Raw genomic sequence first — 21,663 nt, 5'->3', positions numbered from 1 at the left:
AGCATCAGCACCACCGATGCCGCCGGTAACGTCGGCACCGCCTCCGACACCGAAGGCTATAGCGTCGACATCACCGCTCCGGCAATCACTGTCGATGCTCCGGCAGTCAGCAATGACACCACCCCGACAATCACCGGCACTACCGATGCGCCGGTTGGCAGCACTGTCACGCTGACCATCACCCAGGGCAGCACCGTCACTACCGTGACCACACCGGTTTTAGCTGGTGGCACTTATACCGTCGATGTACCGCAGGCACTGGCTGAAGGCCCCTATTCCGTTGAGGCTCAGGTTACTGACCCGGCTGGTAATACTGGCAACGCTACCGACAATGGCGCTATCGACACCCTTGCCGGCGACACCGGCGCGGCCCCAGTCGTCACGATCACTGAAGACGCCAACAACGACGGCATCATCAGCAAGGCTGAACTGAATGGCCCAGTCGACGTGCGTGTAGGCCTGCCAGCCGGCGCCGTAGCTGGCGATACACTGGTCATCACCAACGGCACTACGCCGCAAACGGTCACGCTCACTGCAGCGCAAATCACCGCGGGCTTCGTTACCACCACTTTCCCGAGCCCAGGTGAAGGCAACAGCATCACCGTCGAAGCGACCCTGCGCGACCAGTTCGGCAATACCTCCGAGAAAGGCAGCGACACCGCCAAAGTCGACACCTTGGCCGGCACGACGGGTGCTGCTCCGGTCGTCACCATCACTGAAGACGCCAACAACGATGGCGTGATCAGCAAGGCAGAGCTCAACGGAGAAATTGACGTACGTGTAGGCCTGCCGGCCGGCGCAGTGGCTGGCGACACGCTGCTGATCACCAACGGCACCACGCCGCAAACGGTCACGCTCACTGCAGCGCAAATCACCGCGGGCTTCGTCACGACTACCTTCGCCAACCCGGGTGAAGGCAACACGCTCACTGTCGAAGCCACCCTGCTCGACCAGTTCGGCAACACCTCCGAAAAAGGTACCGACACCGCCAAGGTCGATACCTTGGCCGGCACTACGGGTGCAGCTCCGGTCGTTACCATCACCGAAGACGCCAACAACGATGGCGTGATCAGCAAGGCAGAGCTCAACGGAGAAATTGACGTACGTGTAGGCCTGCCGGCCGGCGCAGTGGCTGGCGACACGCTGGTGATCACCAACGGCACCACGCCACAGACCATTACGCTGACCGCAGCGCAAATCAGCGCTGGCTTCGTTACCACCACTTTCCCAAATCCAGGCGAAGGCAACACGCTAACCGTCGAAGCAACGCTGCGCGACCAATTCGGCAACACCTCTGAAAAAGGCACCGACACCGCCAAAGTAGATACCTTGGCCGGCACCACCGGTGCAGCTCCGGTCGTCACCATCACTGAAGACGCCAACAACGACGGCATCATCAGCAAGGCTGAACTGAATGGCCCGGTCGACGTGCGTGTAGGCCTGCCAGCCGGTGCTGTCGCCGGCGATACACTGGTCATCACCAACGGCACCACGCCGCAAACGGTCACGCTCACTGCAGCGCAAATCACCGCTGGCTTCGTCACAACTACCTTCGCCAACCCCGGTGAAGGCAACAGCATCACCGTCGAAGCCACGCTGCGCGACCAGTTCGGCAACACCTCCGAAAAAGGTACCGATACCGCCAGAGTCGACACCCTGGCTGGCACCACCGGTGCTGCTCCGGTCGTCACCATCACTGAAGATGCCAACAACGACGGCGTGATCAGCAAGGCTGAACTGAATGGCACAGTCGACGTACGCGTAGGCCTGCCGGCCGGCGCAGTGGCTGGCGATACGCTGGTCATCACCAACGGCACCACGCCGCAAACCATTACGCTGACCGCAGCGCAGATCACCGCTGGCTTCGTCACAACGACCTTCGCCAACCCCGGCGAGGGCAACAGCATCACCGTCGAAGCCACCCTGCGCGACCAATTCGGCAACACCTCTGAAAAAGGTACCGATACTGCCAAGGTCGATACCTTGGCTGGCACCACCGGTGCTGCTCCGGTCGTCACCATCACCGAAGATGCCAACAACGACGGCGTGATCAGCAAGGCTGAACTCAATGGCCCCGTCGACGTGCGCGTAGGCCTACCGGCCGGTGCAGTGGCTGGCGATACGCTGGTGATCACCAACGGCACCACGCCACAGACCATTACGCTGACCGCTGCGCAGATCACCGCGGGCTTCGTTACAACGACCTTCCCGAGCCCTGGTGAAGGCAACACGCTCACTGTCGATGCTGTACTTAAAGACCAGTTCGGCAATACGTCCGAAAAAGGCACCGACACCGCCAAAGTCGACACCCTGGCCGGCACCACAGGTGCTGCTCCGGTCGTCACCATCACTGAAGACGCCAACAACGACGGCATCATCAGCAAGGCTGAACTGAATGGCCCCGTCGACGTACGCGTAGGCCTGCCAGCAGGCGCCGTAGCTGGCGATACGCTGGTGATCACCAACGGCACTACGCCGCAGACCATCACCCTGACTGCAGCGCAAATCGCTACTGGTTACGTCGACACTACCTTCCCGAGTCCAGGCGAAGGCAACACGCTAACCGTCGAAGCAACGCTGCGCGATCAGTTCGGCAACACCTCTGAAAAAGGTACCGATACTGCCAAGGTCGACACCTTGACCGGCAGCACAGGTGCAGCTCCGGTAGTCACGATCACAGAAGACGCCAACAACGACGGCATCATCAGCAAGGCCGAACTCAATGGCCCTATCGACGTACGCGTAGGCCTGCCGGCCGGCGCAGTAGCTGGCGATACGCTGGTCATCACCAACGGCACCACGCCGCAGACCGTTACGCTCACGGCTGCGCAGATCACCGCGGGCTTCGTTACAACGACCTTCCCGAGCCCAGGCGAAGGCAACACGCTAACCGTCGAAGCAACGCTGCAGGATCAGTTCGGCAACACCTCTGAAAAAGGCACCGACACCGCCAAGGTCGACACCTTGGCCGGCACTACGGGTGCTGCTCCGGTCGTCACCATCACTGAAGACGCCAACAACGACGGCATCATCAGCAAGGCTGAACTGAATGGCCCGGTCGACGTGCGTGTAGGCCTGCCAGCCGGTGCTGTCGCCGGCGATACACTGGTCATCACCAACGGCACCACGCCGCAGACCGTTACGCTCACCGCAGCACAAATCACCGCAGGCTTCGTCACAACGACCTTCGCCAACCCGGGTGAAGGCAACACACTCACTGTCGAAGCCACCCTGCGCGACCAATTCGGCAACACCTCCGAAAAAGGTACCGATACCGCCAAGGTCGACACCCTGGCTGGCACCACAGGTGCAGCTCCGGTCGTCACCATCACTGAAGACGCCAACAACGATGGCGTGATCAGCAAGGCAGAGCTCAACGGAGAAATTGATGTACGTGTAGGCCTGCCGGCTGGCGCTGTCGCGGGTGACACTATCAGTATCACCTCGGGCACCGTCACCAAGGACATCGTCCTGACTGCCGAGCAAGTTACAGCTGGCCAGGTCGGCACTACCTTCCCAAGCCCGGGCGAAGGTCAGACCATCACTGTCGATGCTGTACTTAAAGACCAATTCGGCAACACCTCCGAGAAAGGTACCGACACCGCCAAGGTCGACACCTTGGCCGGCACCACAGGTGCAGCTCCGGTCGTCACCATCACTGAAGACGCCAACAACGACGGCATCATCAGCAAGGCTGAACTGAATGGCCCGGTCGACGTACGTGTAGGCCTGCCAGCCGGTGCCGTAGCTGGCGACACGCTGGTCATCACCAACGGCACTACACCACAGACCGTTACGCTCACCGCAGCGCAAATCACCGCGGGCTTCGTTACCACCACTTTCCCAAGTCCAGGCGAAGGCAACACGCTAACCGTCGAAGCAACGCTGCAGGATCAGTTCGGCAACACGTCGAACAAGGGAACCGACAGCGCCCGCGTCGATACGCTGGCAGGTGCCACGGGGGCAGCTCCAACCGTAGAAATCCGTGAGGACATCAACAACGATGGGGTAATCGGTCAGAACGAGCTCAGCGGTGCGATCGATGTACGAGTCGGCTTGCCAGCCGGTTCCGTGGCCGGCGACACCCTCAGTGTCACCGATGGCACGACCATCAAGACCTTCACACTGACTGCGGCGCAGATCACCACGGGTTACCTCGACACCACCTTCGCCCCCCCCGGCGAAGGCAAGACCATCGTCGTTGACGCCACACTGCAGGATCAGTTCGGTAACACGTCCAGCAAAGGTAGCGACCAGGCACTGGTAAACAGCAACCCTGTCGCCGTCGATGACCCGGTGGGCAGCCCTTATACCGTGCAGATCGGTGATCTGGGCGGCGCAGTGACCAGCAACAATTGGGCGCTGCAAGACAGCAACAATCAGAAAATCGTCATCCAGGCCCGCGATGGCAATGGTAACGACGCCAAACTGCTGGAGCTGAATGTCGATGGCAACCAAAACGCCCTGGGCGTCGATGGTTCGCCGCGCGCCGTCGTCAACCCCGTACCTGACCAGCTGGAGTTCGATCCGACCACCGGCAAGTCCGAATCCATCACGCTGAACTTCAGTGGCAACCTCAATCAGGCGAGCTTCAGCGTAAGTCGCCTGGTAGCAGGTGAAGAAGGCGGCGAAGTCGGCCGCTGGGTTGCGATGTACGAAGGCGTTGAAGTGGCCAGTGGCACGTTCAAACTCGGCACAGGTGGCGCAGGCACCTTCTCGCTCAATACCGGCACGCAGGTCTTCGACAGTATCCGCTTCGAAGCGCTGCCTACGGTAAACGGCACAGGTGATGGTTCCGACTACTTCCTGACCGGTTTCTCCGGTTCCGGCCCTGCCTCGGCAAACAGCACCTACGTGGTCAATGAAAGCCAGACGCTGGTCATCGACCAGGGCAAGGGCCTACTCAACAACGACAGCGATGCCCAGGCCAACCAGACACTCAACGTCGTCAAGATCAATGGTGCCGACGTCCCGGCAAACGGCAAGGTCGTGCTGGCCAAGGGTGTACTGACGGTCAACGTCGATGGCAGCTTCAACTTTGCCGCCAATGACAACAACCTGAAATCGGGTGAGATCAAGACTCAGAGCTTCACCTACACCGTCAGTGATGGTTATGGCGGCACAGCCACCGCGAACGCCACCATTACCATCATCGGCACCGAAGTGGCCCCAGGCATTGGCGCCGTCAGCGCAGCGGTGGACAGCACCGGCGGCCAGGTCGACGAGGGCGACAATGCCGTGTTCACCGTCAGCCTGACCAATGCCAGCAGTACGGCATCGACCTTCAGCCTGTCCCTCAACCCGGGTACGGCGACCGCCGGTAACGATTACAACGCAGCCCTGACCAACCAGAGCTTCAGCAACGGCGTGACCTATAACGCCACTACCGGCCAGGTCACCGTACCGGCGGGCGTCACCAGCTTCACCGTCACGGTTCCGACCATCAATGACACCGTCAGCGAGCCGACCGAGACCTTCAGCCTGACCGTAGGCGGTAAGACCGGTACTGCAACCATCATCGACAACGATGCCGCACCGACCGTCAGTACCGTCAGCTCGGCTGTCGATAGCACCGGCGGCCAAGTGGACGAAGGCGACAACGCCGTGTTCACCGTCAACCTGACCAACGCCAGCAGCACACCGACCACCTTCAGCCTGGCGCTGAATGCCGGCACTGCGACGGCGGGTAGCGACTACAACGCGGCACTGACCAACCAGAGCTTCAGCAACGGCGTGACCTATAACGCCACTACCGGCCAGGTCACCGTGCCGGCGGGCGTCACCAGCTTCACCGTCACGGTTCCGACCATCAATGACACCGTCAACGAGCCGACCGAGAACTTCAGCCTGACTGTTGGTGGGAAAACCGGTACCGCGACCATCATCGACAACGATCCGGTACCGACGGTGAAAACCATCGACGTGGGTCAGGCTGGCACGGCCGATGACAATGTGGTCGAAGGCAACAACCTGGTCTTCAACGTCACCCTGAGCAATGCCAGCTCGACGCCGACCGTATTGGCCTTCAACGCCACCGGCACGGCAACCGCCAACGTCGACTACAAGCTGACCGCCCAGAGCTTCAGCAATGGCGTGACCTATGACGCCAGCACCGGGAAGATCACCGTGCCGGCTGGTGTCACCAGCTTCTCGGTAACCGTGCAGACACTTGCCGACAATGTGGTCGCGGAACCGCTGGAAACCGTGCGCCTGGATATCGGCGGCCAGAGCGCCACCGGCGGCATCATCGACGGCACCCCGGATGCGAAGGACGACAGCTACACCAAGGTCACCGGGCTCAAAGCCGAATACTACGGCTACAACGACGCGAGCACCGGGGCAGGCAACGATGGCGCCAACCTGACCAACCTGAGCCAGGTTCGCCAGTTCATCGACAGCCACAACCCGGCGGCGACCTTCAATGCCACCAAGCTGGACTACGGCACCTTGAGCAATGCGTCAGGTCTGGGCAACGGCACCAACCTGCAGAATTTCCTGGGTGTGGATGTCGCGTCAGGCAACGGCGCCAAAGCCAACTCGCTGTCCACAGACCCGGGCAACAGCTCGGACGCCATTATCAAGATGGCTGGCTATATCAACCTGGCTGCCGGTACCTACCAGTTCAAGGTCACGGCCGATGACGGCTACAGCATCCGTATCAACGGCCAGGTGGTTGCCGAGTTCAACAACATCCAGTCGACCTCCACCGCCACCGGCAAAACCTTCACCATCAGCGCAGCGCAAGCGGGCGCTCAACAGATCGAGATCATCTACTGGGATCAGGGCGGCGATGCGCGCCTGAAGGTCGAGCTGGGCCAGGGCGGCACCTTCAAGGTCGTCGACTCGGACATGCTCTACCACATACCAGGCACCTCGAACCTGGTGGTGGAGTCCGGCGAAAGCCTGACGGTCGCCGGCAGCACCCTGCTCGGCAACGACACCGATCCGAATGGCGACGCGCTGTCCATTACCAGCGTGCAGAACGCCACCAACGGCACGGTCACGCTCAACAACGGCAACGTGATTTTCACGCCGAAGGCCGGCTTCTACGGCGACGCCAGCTTCCAATACAGCGTCAGCGATGGCAAAGGCGGCAGCGACACGGCGACCGTTACCCTCAAGGTCAACCAGGCTGCCAACGTCATCCACGTGGCCGGCGACGGGAGCAACGACAACGGCGACAACACCATCCGGGGCGGCGCCGGCAACGACGTGCTGCTCGGTGATGCAGGCGGTACGCTGACCACCGTTCAACCAGCGACCAACTACAACATCGCCCTGCTCGTCGATACCTCCGGCAGCATGCAGGGTGATCGCATGAGCCTGACCAAGAGCGCGCTGTCGAACTTCGCGAAAACCCTGGCGGGCCATGATGGCGTCGTCAACCTCACCCTGGTGGGCTTCGCCGGCGACGTCACCCTGAGCGCCAGGGTGGCCGACCTGCAGAATGGCACCAAGCTCGACGGTTTGTTGGCCGATATCCAGCGCCTGACGGCCAATGGCGGCACCAACTATGAAGCCGCCTTCAAGGAAGCGAGCGCCTGGTTCGATGCGCAGAGCGCTGCTGGCAATACCAAGGCGGCCGGCTACGAGAACCTGACATTTTTCCTGTCCGACGGTGACCCGACCTTCTACTACAACGGCAACACCACCACGGTCAGTGGCAACGGATCGACCACCAACGATCAGGTACTGCTGGGCTCGCTCGACACCTTCAACGTGCTCGCCGGCAAGAGTGCCGTGCAAGCCATCGGGATCGGTTCAGGGGTCAGCGAGAAGAACCTCAGCCTGTTCGACAACACCACGGACTCGCCCGCGTTCAGCTACCTGGCCAATGGCTCGGGGGCCACGCTGGCCAACTTCAACAACGACACGACCGGCTGGAACAACCTGGGCAACTGGGACATCACCGGAACGGGGTTCTTCAGCGGCTCGGCTGGCCGCAACTCCGATGCCCTGATGATTCGCGATACCGCGGGAGGCTCGCCCGTCACCGCCACCACGCCAACGCTGACCATTGCCGAAGGCACCCTCAGCACCCTGCGGTTCGCCTACGGCACCGCGGATACCGGTAACGGTGATTCGCTGAGCTGGAAATTGCAGCAACTGGTGCAGGGTGTCTGGACCGACGTGCAGAGCGGCGGTGGCACCACGGCAGGCAACTGGACCACGGCGGAAACCTCGGTCGTCGGCGCAGGCACCTACCGCCTGGCCTTCACCGTCGATGACAAGTCGAACAACCTCGCCAATGCCACCATGTGGATCGATAACATCAGCCGGGTGGATTACACCAAGGTGCCGGTGGGCAAGGTCGAGATCGTCAACTCGGCCGATGAACTCTCGGTGGCCCTGCATGGCGGTTCGAACGCGCATGTGCCGGTAACGGTGGGTAATGACACCATTCACGGCGGCGATGGCAACGACATCATCTTTGGTGACGTGATCAACACCGACGGCTTGAAGTGGGGCGTAGACGGTAATCCGACCAAGCCAACCGACCTGCATGATGGTGCCGGCGTGAAAGCCCTGGAAACCTTCCTGGAGCTGAAGAACGGCATCGCACCAACCAACGGCGATCTGTACGACTACATCCGCGCCAATCACGAGACCTTCAACGTGGCAGGCGACACCCGTGGCGGTGCCGATCAGCTGTACGGCGGTGGCGGCAACGACATCCTCTACGGCCAGGGCGGCAACGACTTGCTGGTTGGCGGGGCGGGTGATGACATCCTGTTCGGCGGCGCCGGGGCCGACACCTTCGCCTGGCAGAAAGGCGACTTCGGCAAGGATGTGATCAAGGACTTCAACGTGGCCGAGGGCGACACCATCGACCTCAGCTCGCTGCTGCAGGATCACAGCAACAACCTGGACAGCTACCTGAAGCTGGTGACCGACAACGGCAGCTCTACCCTGCTGATCAGCACCAAGGGCGAGTTCAACACTGCCGACACCTCCAGCCAACAGGTCGCCGCCAAGGCCGATGTACAGATCGACCTGGGCCAGGCCAGCCTGCCGAGCTATGACATCAACTCGCTGATCGCCAACCACACGATCAAAGTCGACCCATGATAGGCCAATGCCCCGCCACACTTTCGTGGCGGGGCGCTAAGCTGTACCCATAGGTCTATTCGGAGAAGGTCGTGTTCTACATAAAACGTAATGCCGAAGGCGAGCTGCTGCGCGTACAGCCCGAACCTTTTGAAGGAATGAACGGCGAGCTGCCGGCCGATAGCGAAGAAGCGCGGTCTTGGTTTTCCAACCAGAACGTGGAAAGCAGCCTGCTGCAGCTCAAGCAGAGCGACCTGGACATGATCCGTGTGCTCGAGGACTTGATCGACGTGCTGATCAAGAAAGGCGTGGTACGCATCACCGACCTGCCGGAAGCAGCCCAGAGCAAGCTGATGGGCCGCAGCCGAGCGCGCGACGCACTCGGTGGCATGAACCGTTTGATCAACGACGAAGAGCGCGGCCTGATCTGATCAGGCCCAGGCGGCCGGCTCGCTGAACAGGCGCCCCTGCACGCCGCTGACGCCCATCGTGCGCAGCACCTCCCACTCCCCACGGGTTTCCACCCGCTCGGCAATCAATGGCAGGTCGATACTGTTGGCCGCTCGCTGCATGGCCTCGATGAACAGGCGCTTGTCGCTTTCCTGATCGATGCCGCGAATGAAGCTGCCATCCACCTTCAGGTAGGCCAGGCCGAGCTTGGCCAGGTTGCCGATCATGCTGAAGCGCCCGCCGAAGTGCTGCAGGCCGAGTTCGACACCCAGGCTGCGCAGCTTGCGGGTCATCGCCTCGAGCTCTGCAGAACCCGGCAACTGGCCTTCGTCCAGCTCCAGAATCAGCCGGCCACTGACCGCCGGGTTCAGGCGCAGGCGCTCGTAGATCTGTTGCAGGGCCAGTGGATCACGCACGGTGATGCCCGACAGACTCAACGCCACCGGCCCTTCATGATTGGCGAGCTGTGCCAGCAAGGCGTCGAGCATCACCAGATCCAGGCGCGCGGTCCAACCAAAGCGCTCCAGCCACGGCAGGAACTGGCCGGCCGGAATGGTCTCGCCACGCGCGTCGAGCAGGCGCGCCAGCACCTTGTTGTGCAGCACCTGAGTGGGATCGGCGGCGTTGACCACCGGCTGCACGTACTGCAGGAAGCGCCCCTGCTCCAGGGCGCTGTCCAGCAGGCGATGCCAGTCGTTGCGCTCGCTGTTGGCGGCGGCCTGCTGGCGGTGCTCGACGAACGCCCAATGGCTGCGGCCGTTGCTGACGGCCTCGGCCAGTGCGGCATCCAGCGCGCTATAGAGCTCGCTGCTGCTGGCCCCCGGCGCGAAGGTGGTAATGCCGATATGCGCTACCGGCGAGCAATCGCTGGCACCGGTCTGCTGCAACGACAGCAGTGCGCTGCACAGCTGCTCGGCCAGTTGCTCGGCTTCATGGCGATCGATGCCGCCGGCCAGCAAGGCGAATTCGCCGCCGCGGTTACGCGCCAGCAGGAAGCGCCCCTGGCTGATCTGCTGCAGCTGCTCGGCCACCGCCTTGAGCAACTGGTCGGTACGCTGCCCGCCGATGCGCTGGTTCAGCCCGCTCAGGTCATTGACCCGCAACAGCATCAGTACACCACTGCTGGCCCGCTCCTCCTCCGTCAGGCGGGCCTGCAGGTCGAGGTCGAAATAGCGGCGGTTGGCCAGGCCGGTCAGGCTGTCCTGGTAGGCTTCGGCGTGCAGCTTCTCGCTGCGCGAGGCTTCCTCGTCGAACAGCGTCTTGAGCTTCTCCACCATCTGGTTCATGGCGTTGACCACCCGGCGAAACTCCGGGGTACGCGGCAGGTTTGGCGCGCTGAGAAACTCACGGCGGGCGATGGCGTTGGATTGCTCGACCATGTATTCCAGCGGGCGCAGTTGGCGTTTGAGCAGCAGCACACCCAGGGCGATGCACAGCAGGCTGATCAGCGCCAGCCACAGGAAGGTGGCGTAGGCGGTCTGCCACAGCTTGGCGATGGCGAAATATGGGTGGCTGATCACCTCGACCCGCGCAGCCTGATTCCAGCCATCACTGACGATGGCATCGCCCTGGGCTGGCGCCAGGTCTACCAGATCGGCGAACCACTGCGGCGCACCTCGGCCCAGGCTCGGGCCGGAGCGCTCGACCAGCACCTTCTCATCCGGGGCAATGACGCGGATGCTCTCGAAATAGCCACTGTCGAAAATCGAGCTGACCATCAGTTCCAGCATCGCCGCATCGTTCAGGTGCGAGCCGAGCGACAGGCCCAGTGCCGTCGCCGCGTCCTGCGCATGGGAGCGCAACTGGTTGACCTGCTGCTCGCGCGAAATCTCCACGTTGACCACGACGCTGCCGGCGAAACTCACCAGCATCAGCACGCAGATGGCGACACACAACTGCTTGAACAGTGACATGCACAACTCCTCGCTACGCCTTAAGGAAACCCTTCGGCGCGCATCTTCTTCAACAAATCCTGCCAGCGCGAAAGGCGCTTGCTGTCTCCCACCTGCTTGCCGCCAGCCGGCCCCGGCACCCACAGCCCTTCGGCGTTGAAGGCGTACACGGGCACCAGGTCACGCCGCTCGGTGGCGGGCTCGATGGCATCGATCAGGTTATCCAGTACCAGCGGTACCGAGGTGGGGGTCGGGTAATAGGTCAGCACCATATGTGCCTGGTTCAGGCGCACCGCCTTGACGTAGGTGATGCGCAGCTTCTCGCTCGGCACGCCCAGCTCACGCAGGCTGAAGTACTTGGCCATGGCGTAATCCTCGCAATCGGCGGCGCCGCGCATCAGCGCCTCGACGGGGGTCGCCCAGTAGTCGGCAACGCCCCAGATTTCCTGGTCGTCACGGAAACGCAATTGCAGGTTGAAAAACCGGTTCACGGCCTTGAGCTGGTCGGCCTCAGGGGCGTTGCGCTGCTCGTCGAGCAGGCGTTGCCAGGCGTCGATGCGGGGTTTGCCGGCGCCCAATGGGCCATAGAGTTGCTCGGCACGGGCGGCGATGCGCTGCAAGTCCCACTGCGCCTGCAGGCCGCCAGCCACCAACCACAGGGCGAGCAGCCACGCCACCAGCAACGGCCAGCGATAACGAAGTGAGAGAACGCCAGGACCGCCGATTGGCACGACAATGCTTCCAGACACGCAACGTCGTCATGGTGCGGCGCGGGCACGCAAAACACAATTGCCAGATGCCACTACAGGCGACGAACGTGCCGATGCACTCGCAGAGCGCATCGGCACGGCTGTCAGCGCTGGCGCTCGGGCATGCCCTGAATGCGCCGGGGCGCCTCGCGCTGCTGCCATTGCGGCGGCGAATAGCGCTGGCGCTGCTGTTGCTGGTAGTGATGGCGCTGCCCTTCCCAACCCGGCCGCGGCGCCGGGCGGTAGTCACGGCGATTGCGATCGTGGCGGCCGTAATAGCGTTGGTCATAGCCCGGTGGGTTGTAATGGCGCGGCGGCGGTGGCGGCGCGTAATACCTGGGCGGCGGTGCATGGTAGACGGGCGGCGGTGCATAGCGCCGATCGTAGCGACGATCCTCATAGAGGTAAACGCGGGGTGCGCCATACACCTCGGTGCGCTGCACATAGGTGCCTGGGTGGTACTGGCGTTCGTAGTAGCGATTGCCATAGCGACTGTCGCCGTACACGGCGCAACCGGTCAGCGAGAAACCCAACAACGCAACGAGCATGGATTTACGGATCATGGGGCGGCCTCCTTCGACCGCGAAACGCACATCAGCGGCTGCCGATGCCGGGAGTGTTCCCAATCCATCAGACAATTGCCCACAGACCGAATCCGCTCCACTCGTCGGTGAGTCGCTACAAATGATTTCAGTGGTGCCGCTGCAACGCTCAACACTATGCGCCGAAACCGCGCAGCCAATTCTGATCACGCACCACGAAGGCGCAACCAATCCCCTCGCCACCCCCACTAGCCCCATGCCAGACACCCTGTCACACCCTGGCACGATCCTCGCTTAGACCTCAATGTGCAGGAAAGCCCCGGTAATGGCCTGGGTCGCGGCATCACAATTTGCTAATAGCCGACTAGGGTTCCGGTTCGCCAGCAAAGGCGAATGACTGGTCCGAGAGTTGGCGACCTCCTCGAGGGGTTACACGGCGGGACAAAAGCCCGGGAGAACGCGCCCCCAGCGATGGGACATGCCGCGCACTCCTGCCCGCCCTTTCTCGAACTGGAGGTCCCCATGCGCAAGCCCCGTCTCTTCTCCGTTCTCGCCGCCGGTCTCGCGGCGGCCATCACCCTCAACAGCCAGGCAGCCCAGAAAGACACCTTCAGCGTCTGCTGGACCCTCTACGCCGGCTGGATGCCCTGGGAATACGGCGCCACCCAGGGCATCGTCGACAAATGGGCGAAGAAGTACGGCATCAACATCGATGTGGTGCAGCTCAACGACTACGTCGAGTCGATCAACCAGTACAGCGCCGGCCAGTTCGACGGCTGCACCATGACCAACATGGATGCCCTGACCATTCCCGCTGCCGGTGGCATAGACAGCACCGCGCTGATCGTCGGCGACTTTTCCAACGGCAACGACGGCGTGGTGCTCAAGGGCGAAAAGAAAACCCTTGCCGACCTCAAGGGCCAGAACGTCAACCTGGTCGAGCTCTCGGTCTCCCACTACCTGCTGGCCCGCGGCCTGGAAAAAGCCGGCCTCAGCGAGCGTGACCTGAAGGTGGTCAATACCTCGGATGCCGACATGGTCGCCGCCTTCGCCACCCAGGACGTCACCGCCGTGACCACCTGGAACCCGCTGCTCGCCGAAATCGAAGCCACGCCCGGGGTGACCAAGGTGTTCGACTCCAGCCAGATTCCCGGCGAAATCATCGACCTGATGGTGGTCAACAGCGACACCCTCAAGGACAACCCGGCCCTGGGCAAGGCGCTGACCGGTGCCTGGTACGAAATCATGGCGACCATGAGCGACAGCGGCGCTGCCGGCCAGGCGGCCCGCGAACACATGGCCAAGGCTTCCGGCACCGACCTGCAGAGCTACGAGGCGCAGCTCGCCACCACCAAGATGTTCTACAGCGCCAAGGACGCCGTGGCCTTCACCAAGAGCCCACGCCTGCCGGAAACCATGAGCAAGGTCGCAGCCTTCTCCTTCACCCACGGGCTGCTCGGCGAGGGCGCCCAGAGTGCCGATGCCATCGGCATGAGCTTCGCGGGCGACGTGACCACCGGTGACCAGGGCAACCTCAAGCTGCGCTTCGACCCGACCTACATGCAGATGGCCGCTGACGGCCAACTCTAGGACGGCTGCTGGTTCCCATGCGCTGGGTGAGAACGCACCCAGAGACGCCTGCGTTTCGACACGGCCATCGCCAATGAGAGTTCTATGCGCCTGATCAACCGACATCCCGACCGGGCCGGTCGCCTGCTGCTGGTGTTGCTGCCCTTCGCGCTGCTGCTGTTCGCCTACTTCACGGCGTCGGCGCAGCGCCTGGCGGACAATCCCAACGACAAGCTGCTGCCCAGCGCCAGCCAGATGATCGCTGCCGTCGACCGCCTGGCCTTCACTGAAGACAAGCGCACCGGCGAATACGCCTTCTGGCAGGACACCACCTCGAGCCTGACGCGCCTTGGCATGGGTATCGGCATCGCCGCCGTGGTCGGCCTGTGCCTGGGCATCGCCGCCGGCATTCTGCCGCTGCTGAGGGCGCCGCTGTCACCGCTGCTCACCGTGCTGTCGATGGTGCCGCCGCTGGCGATACTGCCGATCCTGTTCATCGTCTTCGGCCTCGGCGAGCTGTCCAAGGTGATGCTGATCGTCATCGGCATCACCCCGATCCTGGCCCGCGACCTGGAGCAGCGCGCCCGGGAGATTCCCCAGGAATTGCTGATCAAGGCCCAGACCCTCGGCGCCAGCACCTGGACGCTGATCCTGCGCGTGGTGCTGCCGCAATTGCTACCGCGCCTGCTGATCGCCCTGCGCCTGGTGCTGGGCTCGGCGTGGCTGTTCCTGATCGCCGCCGAAGCCATCGCCAGTACCGATGGCCTGGGCTATCGGATCTTTCTGGTACGCCGCTACATGGCCATGGACGTGATCCTGCCCTATGTGGTGTGGATCACCCTGCTCGCCTGGCTGATGGACCTGGGGCTGCGCCAGCTGACGCGGCTGTGCTTCCCCTGGTACGAGGGGGCAAAAGCATGAGTGATAAAAAAAGTAGCGCCGTAGCGAGCGAGTCGCTGGCAAGGCGCACGGAGCGCAGCAACCGCAATGGACAAGTAGTCCCTGAGGATTGCGAGCACCGCGCAACGCAGCCAGCGGCTCGCGCAGTAGGCGCTTTCATCGAGGTAAAAAACGTTTGGCAGACTTATGGCGACCAGACCGTTCTGGAACGCCTGAACCTGTCCATCGCCGAAGGTGAGTTCTGCGCCCTGGTCGGCGCCTCCGGTTGCGGCAAGTCGACCTTCCTGCGCCTGCTGCTGGGCCAGGAGCGCCCCAGCAAGGGCGAGATCCTGCTCGGCGGCAAACCACTGGCCGGCGAGCCGGATGCCAGCCGTGGCGTGGTGTTCCAGCGCTACTCGGTGTTCCCGCACCTGCGTGTGCTGGACAACGTCGCCATCGGCCTGGAGCTGCCACGCTCCGCCCTGCTCGGCCGGCTGTTCGGCAGCGCCAAGCGCGCCGCCCGCGAACAGGCCGCCGAAATGTTGCAGAAGGTCGGCCTCGGCCATGCCCTGGACAAATACCCCAGCCAGCTTTCCGGCGGCATGCAGCAACGCCTGGCCATCGCCCAGGCGCTGATCATGAAACCCCGTGTACTGCTGCTCGACGAACCCTTCGGCGCCCTCGACCCCGGCATCCGCAAGGACATGCACGCCCTGCTGCTCGAACTGTGGCGCGAAACCGGGCTGACCGTGTTCATGGTCACCCACGACCTCGCCGAAGGTTTCAGCCTCGGCACCCGCCTGATGGTGTTCGACAAGACCCGTAACGACCCGCACGCGCCGAACGCCTTCGGTGCGCGCATCACCTACGACATTCCTCTCAACGAAGATCGCCGAGCCACCCGTGCCGCGCTCGACACGCTGCCGGCCCACCTGACCGACAGTTTGCCAACTGCCCAACAAGGAGTCCGAGCATGACTGCCTCTTTAACCCTGCGCCCCACCCTCTATGAGGAAACCGTCCCCGGCGGCGGCCACACCTCCTTCGTGCTCAAGCGCGGCCAGCTGCTGCGCCTCACCGATATCGAAGGCGGCGCCAACGTCAGCCTGCTGCTGTTCAATGCCGCCGAGAAAAGCGAGCGCCTCAACCTGCCCGATACCCTCAAGGGCCAGCACACCGCCAAGCTCACCGCCGGCCACTGCCTGTACTCGGACATGGGCCGCGTGCTGGCGGCGATCAGCGCCGACACCTGCGGCTGGCACGACAGCCTGGGTGGCGTGCTCAACGCCGAGGAAGTCGCCGAGAAATACGGCCAGGGCCGCTATCAGGAACTGCGCAATAGCTTCTTCCGCAACGGCACGGACAACCTGCTGGTGGAAATGGGCAAGTGGAACCTCGCCCTTCCGGACCTGCTGATGAACCTCAACCTGTTCAGCCGCGTGGACGTCGATGCAGACGGTGCCTTCCAGTTCCAGCCCGGCAACAGCCAGGCCGGCGATTACCTCGAGCTGTATGCGCCGATGGACACCCTGGTGGTACTCACCGCCCTGCAGCACCCGATGGACCCCAACCCGCAATACGCGCCCAAGCCGGTGCAGCTCACCTGGAGCCAGGTCGAGAGCGACGGCATCAGCGTGCTGTGCCGCACCTCGCGCCCGGAGAACGGCCGCGCCTTCCACAACACCGAACGCCAGTACCTCTGAGGGGGCCGACATGAGCCTGACCGCAAGCAACCTGCATCCCGAAACCGCCGTATTCCGCCACACCATCGCGGCGGGTGAGCCCTACCTGTTCGAGGTCAAGGCCGGCCAGACCCTGCGCCTGCATGACTTGGAAGGCAACCAGGCGATCGACACGCTGTTCTTCGCCGCCGCCAACCCGCGCGAGCGCTTCGACCCGCAGCGCACCCTGCGCAAGCAGAACAACGTCTACCTGACCACCGGCACGGTGCTCTACTCCAACCTCGGCAAGCCCCTGCTGACCATCGTCGCCGACACCTGCGGGCGCCACGACACCCTCGGCGGCGCCTGTGCCCAGGAAAGCAACACCGTGCGCTATGCGCTGGACAAGCGCTACATGCACAGCTGCCGCGACAACTTCCTGCGCGCCAGCCTGCACGATGGCCGCCTGGAGAAGCGCGACATCGGCGCCAACATCAACTTCTTCATGAACGTGCCGGTCACCCCAGAGGGCGGCCTGACCTTCGAGGACGGCATCTCCGCCCCCGGCAAATATGTCGAGCTGCGCGCCGAGACCGACGTGATCGTGCTGATCTCCAACTGCCCGCAGCTCAACAACCCCTGCAACGGCTGGAACCCGACGCCTGCCGAGGTGCTGGTATGGAACTGAGCCAACGCCTGCGCCGCATCCTGCTGCTGCTCTGCCAGAGCCGCTCGGGGCAATGCCTGAAGCCCACTCCCCGGCAAAAAGCCGATACGTAGGGTGGATCGGGGCGCGTAGCCGTCGCTCTTCACGTCCACCGATTGGTGAAAACGTAGAACGTATCATCGGGCACGCGCCGGTTTACCTCGTTACTCGAACGCCCCCCACGGACGACCGTGGTGCAGACCCAATACCGGCGGGACGGCCCGCCACGCCCTTCGAGGGTCAATGAACATGTTCGAAAAACTTCTGATCGCCAACCGCGGCGCCATCGCCTGCCGCATCCTGCGCACCCTGGGTGAGCTCGACGTCAAAGGCGTCGCGGTCTACTCCGAAGCCGATGTGGCCAGCCTGCATATCCAGCAGGCCGACGAGGCCTTCTCCCTCGGTGAAGGCCCGGCCGCGCAGACCTATCTGGTGGTCGACAAGATTCTCGCCGTCGCCAAGCAGACTGGTGCCCGAGCCATCCACCCGGGCTACGGCTTTCTCTCCGAAAACGCCGCTTTTGCCGAAGCCTGCGAAGCGGCCGGTATCGCCTTCGTCGGCCCCACGCCCGAGCAACTTCGGGTGTTCGGCCTCAAGCACACCGCCCGCGCCCTGGCCAAGCAGCATGGCGTGCCGATGCTCGAAGGCACCGAGCTGCTGGAAAGCCTCGATGCCGCGCTGGTGGCAGGCGAACAGGTCGGCTATCCGGTGATGCTCAAGAGCACCGCGGGCGGTGGCGGCATCGGCATGCGCGTGTGCCGCTCGGCAGGCGAACTCGCCGACGCCTTCGAGGCGGTCAAGCGCCTGGGGCAGAACAATTTCAGCGACAGCGGTGTATTCATCGAAAAATACATCCAGCGCGCCCGCCATCTGGAAGTGCAGGTGTTCGGCGACGGCCAGGGCGAGGTGCTCGCCCTCGGCGTGCGCGACTGCTCGGTGCAGCGGCGCAATCAGAAAGTGCTGGAGGAAACCCCGGCGCCCAATCTGCCCACCGGCATGGCCGACGAACTCTGCGCCGCCGCGATCAAGCTGGCCAAGGCCGTGAATTACCGCAGTGCTGGCACCGTCGAATTCGTTTACGACAGCAAGGGCGAGCACTTCTACTTCCTTGAAGTGAACACCCGTCTGCAGGTCGAGCACGGCGTCACCGAACAGGTGTGGGGCGTCGACCTGGTGCGCTGGATGATCGAACTGGCCGCCGGCGACCTGCCGCCGCTGAGCGAACTGGCGGCCAGGCTGCACCCCAACGGCCATGCCATCCAGGCGCGGCTGTACGCCGAAGACCCAGGCCGCGATTTTCAGCCCAGCCCCGGCCTGCTCACTGCCGTGGGCTTTCCCGAGGCCGATGGCAAGGCCCTGCGTATCGACACCTGGGTCGAGGCCGGCTGCGAGATTCCACCCTACTTCGACCCGATGATCGCCAAGCTGATCACCTGGGCGCCGACCCGCGAGCAGGCCAGCGCTGCCCTCGACAAAGCCCTGGCCGACTCGCTGCTGTACGGCGTGGAATGCAACCGCGACTACCTACGCCAGATTCTGGCCGATGCCCCCTTCGCCAGCGGCAAGCCCTGGACGCGCTGCCTGGAAAACCTGGTCTACCAGGCCAGCACCTTCGAGGTGCTCAGCGCTGGCACCCAGACCAGCGTGCAGGACTACCCCGGCCGCCTCGGCTACTGGGCGGTAGGCGTGCCGCCGTCCGGGCCGATGGACAACCGTGCCCTGCGCCTGGGCAATCGCCTGCTGGGCAACGACGAAGGCGCCGCCGGCCTGGAAATCACCATGAGCGGCCCTACCCTACGCTTCAACTGCGCCGCCGTGGTCGCCGTCACCGGCGCCGAGATTCCCGTCAGCCTCGATGGCGTCGCCCAGCCGCTGAACACCGCCCTGCTGATCGCAGCCGGCAGCACCCTGGCCCTCGGCACCATCGCAGGCAGCGGCGCGCGCAGCTACCTGAGCATTCGCGGCGGCATCCAGGTGCCGGACTACCTGGGCAGCAAGAGCACCTTCACCCTCGGCCAGTTCGGCGGCCATGGCGGCCGCGCCCTGCGCGCCGGCGACGTGCTGCACCTGCTGCCGCTGAGCGATACCAGCAGCGGTGCGCAACTGCCCGCCGAGCTTTGCCCGGCCTTGCCGGCGGTGCGTGAACTGCGGGTGATCTACGGCCCGCACGGCGCGCCGGAATACTTCAGCGAGCGCTATATCGACACCTTCCTCGCCACCGACTGGGAAGTGCACTTCAACTCCAGCCGCACCGGCGTGCGCCTGATCGGTCCGAAACCGGAATGGGTGCGCGACAGCGGCGGCGAGGCTGGCCTGCACCCCTCCAATATCCACGACAACCCCTACGCCATCGGTGCGGTGGACTTCACCGGCGACATGCCGGTGATCCTCGGCCCGGACGGCCCCAGCCTGGGTGGCTTCGTCTGCCCAGTCACCATCATCGAGGCCGACCTGTGGCAGCTCGGCCAACTCAAGGCCGGCGACAAGGTGCGTTTCGTTCCGGTGGATATCGCCACGGCACGGGCATTGGCCAAAGCCAGTGCCAGCGAATGCACCAGCCTGTGTAGGAACGACCGGGCGGCGCTCCGCTTCATTCGCGATGCAGGCGGCAGCGAAATCGCGGATAAATCCGCTCCTACAGGTACGGCCGTAGCCCGGATGCAATCCGGGGAGAACGCAGCGCCTGAGCCCCGGATTGCATCCGGGCTACAAAGCCCCATCGTGCTGGATATCGGCCACGCCGACACCCGCCTGGTCGCGCGCCTGTCCGGCGACACCCACCTGCTGCTGGAAATCGGTGCGCCGGAACTCGACCTGGTACTGCGCTTTCGTGGCCATGCGCTGATGCAGGCATTGGAAGCCAAAAGGCTCGACGGCGTGATCGACCTCACTCCGGGCATCCGCTCGCTGCAGGTGCACTACCAGCCGGAAACCCTGCCTTTGCAAGCGCTGCTGGATATCGTCGCGTGCGAATGGAACACCGTGTGCGCCGCGCGCGACCTCAGGGTGCCGTCACGTATCGTCCACCTGCCGCTGTCCTGGGACGACCCGGCCTGCCAGTTGGCCATCGACAAGTACATGACCACAGTGCGCAAGGACGCGCCCTGGTGCCCGAGCAACCTGGAGTTCATCCGTCGCATCAACGACCTGCCGAACCTGGACGAGGTGCATCGCACGGTATTCGCCGCCAGCTACCTGGTCATGGGCCTGGGCGATGTCTACCTCGGTGCGCCGGTGGCCACGCCGTTGGACCCACGCCACCGCCTGGTCACCACCAAGTACAACCCGGCACGCACCTGGACCGCCGAGAACTCGGTGGGCATCGGCGGCGCCTATATGTGCGTGTACGGCATGGAAGGCCCCGGCGGCTACCAGTTCGTCGGCCGCACCCTGCAGATGTGGAACCGCTACCGCGCAGTGGCGGCCTTCGACGGCAAGCCCTGGCTGCTGCGCTTTTTCGACCAGATCCGCTTCTACCCGGTCAGTGCCGACGAACTGCTGCGCATCCGCCGCGACTTCCCCCTGGGCCGTTTCGAGCTGCGCATCGAGCACAGCGAGCTGGCCCTGGCCGACTACCAGCACTTTCTCAGCGAGGAAGCCGACAGCATCGCCGCCTTCCGCGATCAGCAGCGCACGGCCTTCGCCGCCGAACGCCAACGCTGGATCGACTCCGGCCAGGCGCATTTCGAGAGCGACGAAGGCGTGGCCGAGATGACCGAGGATGCGCCGCTCGAGGCCGGCCAGCACAGCGTCGACAGCCATATCGCCGGCAACCTCTGGCAGGTGCAGGTCGAGGAAGGCGCCTCGGTCGAAGCCGGCGACGTGCTGGTGATTCTGGAATCCATGAAGATGGAGATCCCGCTCACCGCGCCGGTGGCCGGCATCGTCCGCGAGGTCCGCGTGCAGCCGGGCGCTGCGGTGCGCGCCGGCCAGCGGGTGGCCGTTATCGAACAGGCGTAAACGCCTCGACCGAGCGGCGCGAACAGCACGCTTCGCGCCGCTCGGCTTGCGCCCTGCCCAGCGCCCACCTAGCATGGTGGCCACCCCTCCAGAAGCCAGCACCATGCCGTCACCGTCCGTCCACACTGCCAGCGCTCGCTTGCGGCTGCTCGCCCTGCCGGGTCGGCTCGCCGCCGCTTGCACGGCCACTTCGGCCGCCGGCCACGGC

11 protein-coding genes and 1 riboswitch are annotated in these 21,663 nt (G+C 63.9%); of the genes, 8 read left to right on the top strand and 3 right to left on the bottom strand.

The annotated features are described in order from the left end of the window. A partial coding sequence (locus QYS36_RS12470; protein ID WP_308839767.1) for an Ig-like domain-containing protein occupies positions 1 to 9,069 on the top strand: 9,069 nt, incomplete at its 5' end. A gap of 71 nt (positions 9,070 to 9,140) precedes the next feature. After that, entirely contained in the window at positions 9,141 to 9,479 is a 339-nt protein-coding gene (locus tag QYS36_RS12465; RefSeq protein WP_308839766.1) for a tryptophan synthase subunit beta, read from the top strand. Here the strand turns inward: QYS36_RS12465 and lapD are convergent, their stop codons facing one another. The 3 genes from lapD to QYS36_RS12450 all read right to left on the bottom strand — a co-directional run bounded on the left by lapD (position 9,480) and on the right by QYS36_RS12450 (position 12,702). Further along, on the bottom strand, positions 9,480 to 11,411 hold the full coding sequence (gene lapD, locus QYS36_RS12460; RefSeq protein ID WP_308839765.1) for a cyclic di-GMP receptor LapD: 1,932 nt from the start codon (positions 11,409 to 11,411) through the stop codon (positions 9,480 to 9,482). It lies immediately after the preceding gene. 20 nt (positions 11,412 to 11,431) lie between these two features. Further along, the gene (gene lapG / locus QYS36_RS12455; RefSeq protein ID WP_374990450.1) at positions 11,432 to 12,121 is read right to left on the bottom strand and encodes a cysteine protease LapG; all 690 of its coding nucleotides are present in this window, start codon (positions 12,119 to 12,121) and stop codon (positions 11,432 to 11,434) included. Positions 12,122 to 12,243: 122 nt separating this feature from the next. After that, positions 12,244 to 12,702 carry a hypothetical protein gene (locus QYS36_RS12450; RefSeq protein WP_308839764.1) on the bottom strand — a complete coding sequence of 153 codons (459 nt, stop codon included), beginning with the start codon at positions 12,700 to 12,702 and terminating at the stop codon, positions 12,244 to 12,246. Positions 12,703 to 13,034: 332 nt separating this feature from the next. After that, positions 13,035 to 13,139: riboswitch (guanidine-I (ykkC/yxkD leader) on the top strand. A 64-nt stretch (positions 13,140 to 13,203) separates the two neighbouring features. Between QYS36_RS12450 and QYS36_RS12445 the strand changes: the two genes are divergently transcribed. The 6 genes from QYS36_RS12445 (at position 13,204) to uca (ending at position 21,455) form a co-directional block, all read left to right on the top strand. Next, positions 13,204 to 14,271, top strand: coding sequence for a putative urea ABC transporter substrate-binding protein (locus QYS36_RS12445; protein ID WP_308839763.1), 1,068 nt, complete (start codon positions 13,204 to 13,206; stop codon positions 14,269 to 14,271). Between the two features lie 84 nt (positions 14,272 to 14,355). Next, on the top strand, positions 14,356 to 15,171 hold the full coding sequence (locus QYS36_RS12440; RefSeq protein WP_308839762.1) for an ABC transporter permease: 816 nt from the start codon (positions 14,356 to 14,358) through the stop codon (positions 15,169 to 15,171). Further along, positions 15,168 to 16,106 carry an ABC transporter ATP-binding protein gene (locus tag QYS36_RS12435; protein ID WP_308839761.1) on the top strand — a complete coding sequence of 313 codons (939 nt, stop codon included), beginning with the start codon at positions 15,168 to 15,170 and terminating at the stop codon, positions 16,104 to 16,106. Before QYS36_RS12440 ends, QYS36_RS12435 begins: the two co-directional genes overlap by 4 nt. Continuing rightward, positions 16,103 to 16,831 carry an urea amidolyase associated protein UAAP1 gene (locus QYS36_RS12430; RefSeq protein WP_308839760.1) on the top strand — a complete coding sequence of 243 codons (729 nt, stop codon included), beginning with the start codon at positions 16,103 to 16,105 and terminating at the stop codon, positions 16,829 to 16,831. The genes QYS36_RS12435 and QYS36_RS12430 overlap by 4 nt, the downstream gene beginning before the upstream one ends. 10 nt (positions 16,832 to 16,841) lie before the next feature. After that, positions 16,842 to 17,477, top strand: coding sequence for an urea amidolyase associated protein UAAP2 (locus QYS36_RS12425; protein WP_308839759.1), 636 nt, complete (start codon positions 16,842 to 16,844; stop codon positions 17,475 to 17,477). A 267-nt stretch (positions 17,478 to 17,744) separates the two neighbouring features. Beyond that, positions 17,745 to 21,455: an urea carboxylase gene (gene uca, locus QYS36_RS12420; RefSeq protein ID WP_308839758.1), complete on the top strand. Its 3,711-nt coding sequence runs from the start codon at positions 17,745 to 17,747 to the stop codon at positions 21,453 to 21,455. Positions 21,456 to 21,663: the final 208 nt, after the last annotated feature.

The organism is Pseudomonas sp. G34, assembly GCF_031119625.1.
Classification (GTDB): Bacteria; Pseudomonadota; Gammaproteobacteria; order Pseudomonadales; family Pseudomonadaceae; genus Aquipseudomonas.
The sequence above is the reverse complement of the archived record's forward strand: the minus strand, read 5'-3'. Positions and strand labels throughout refer to the sequence as shown.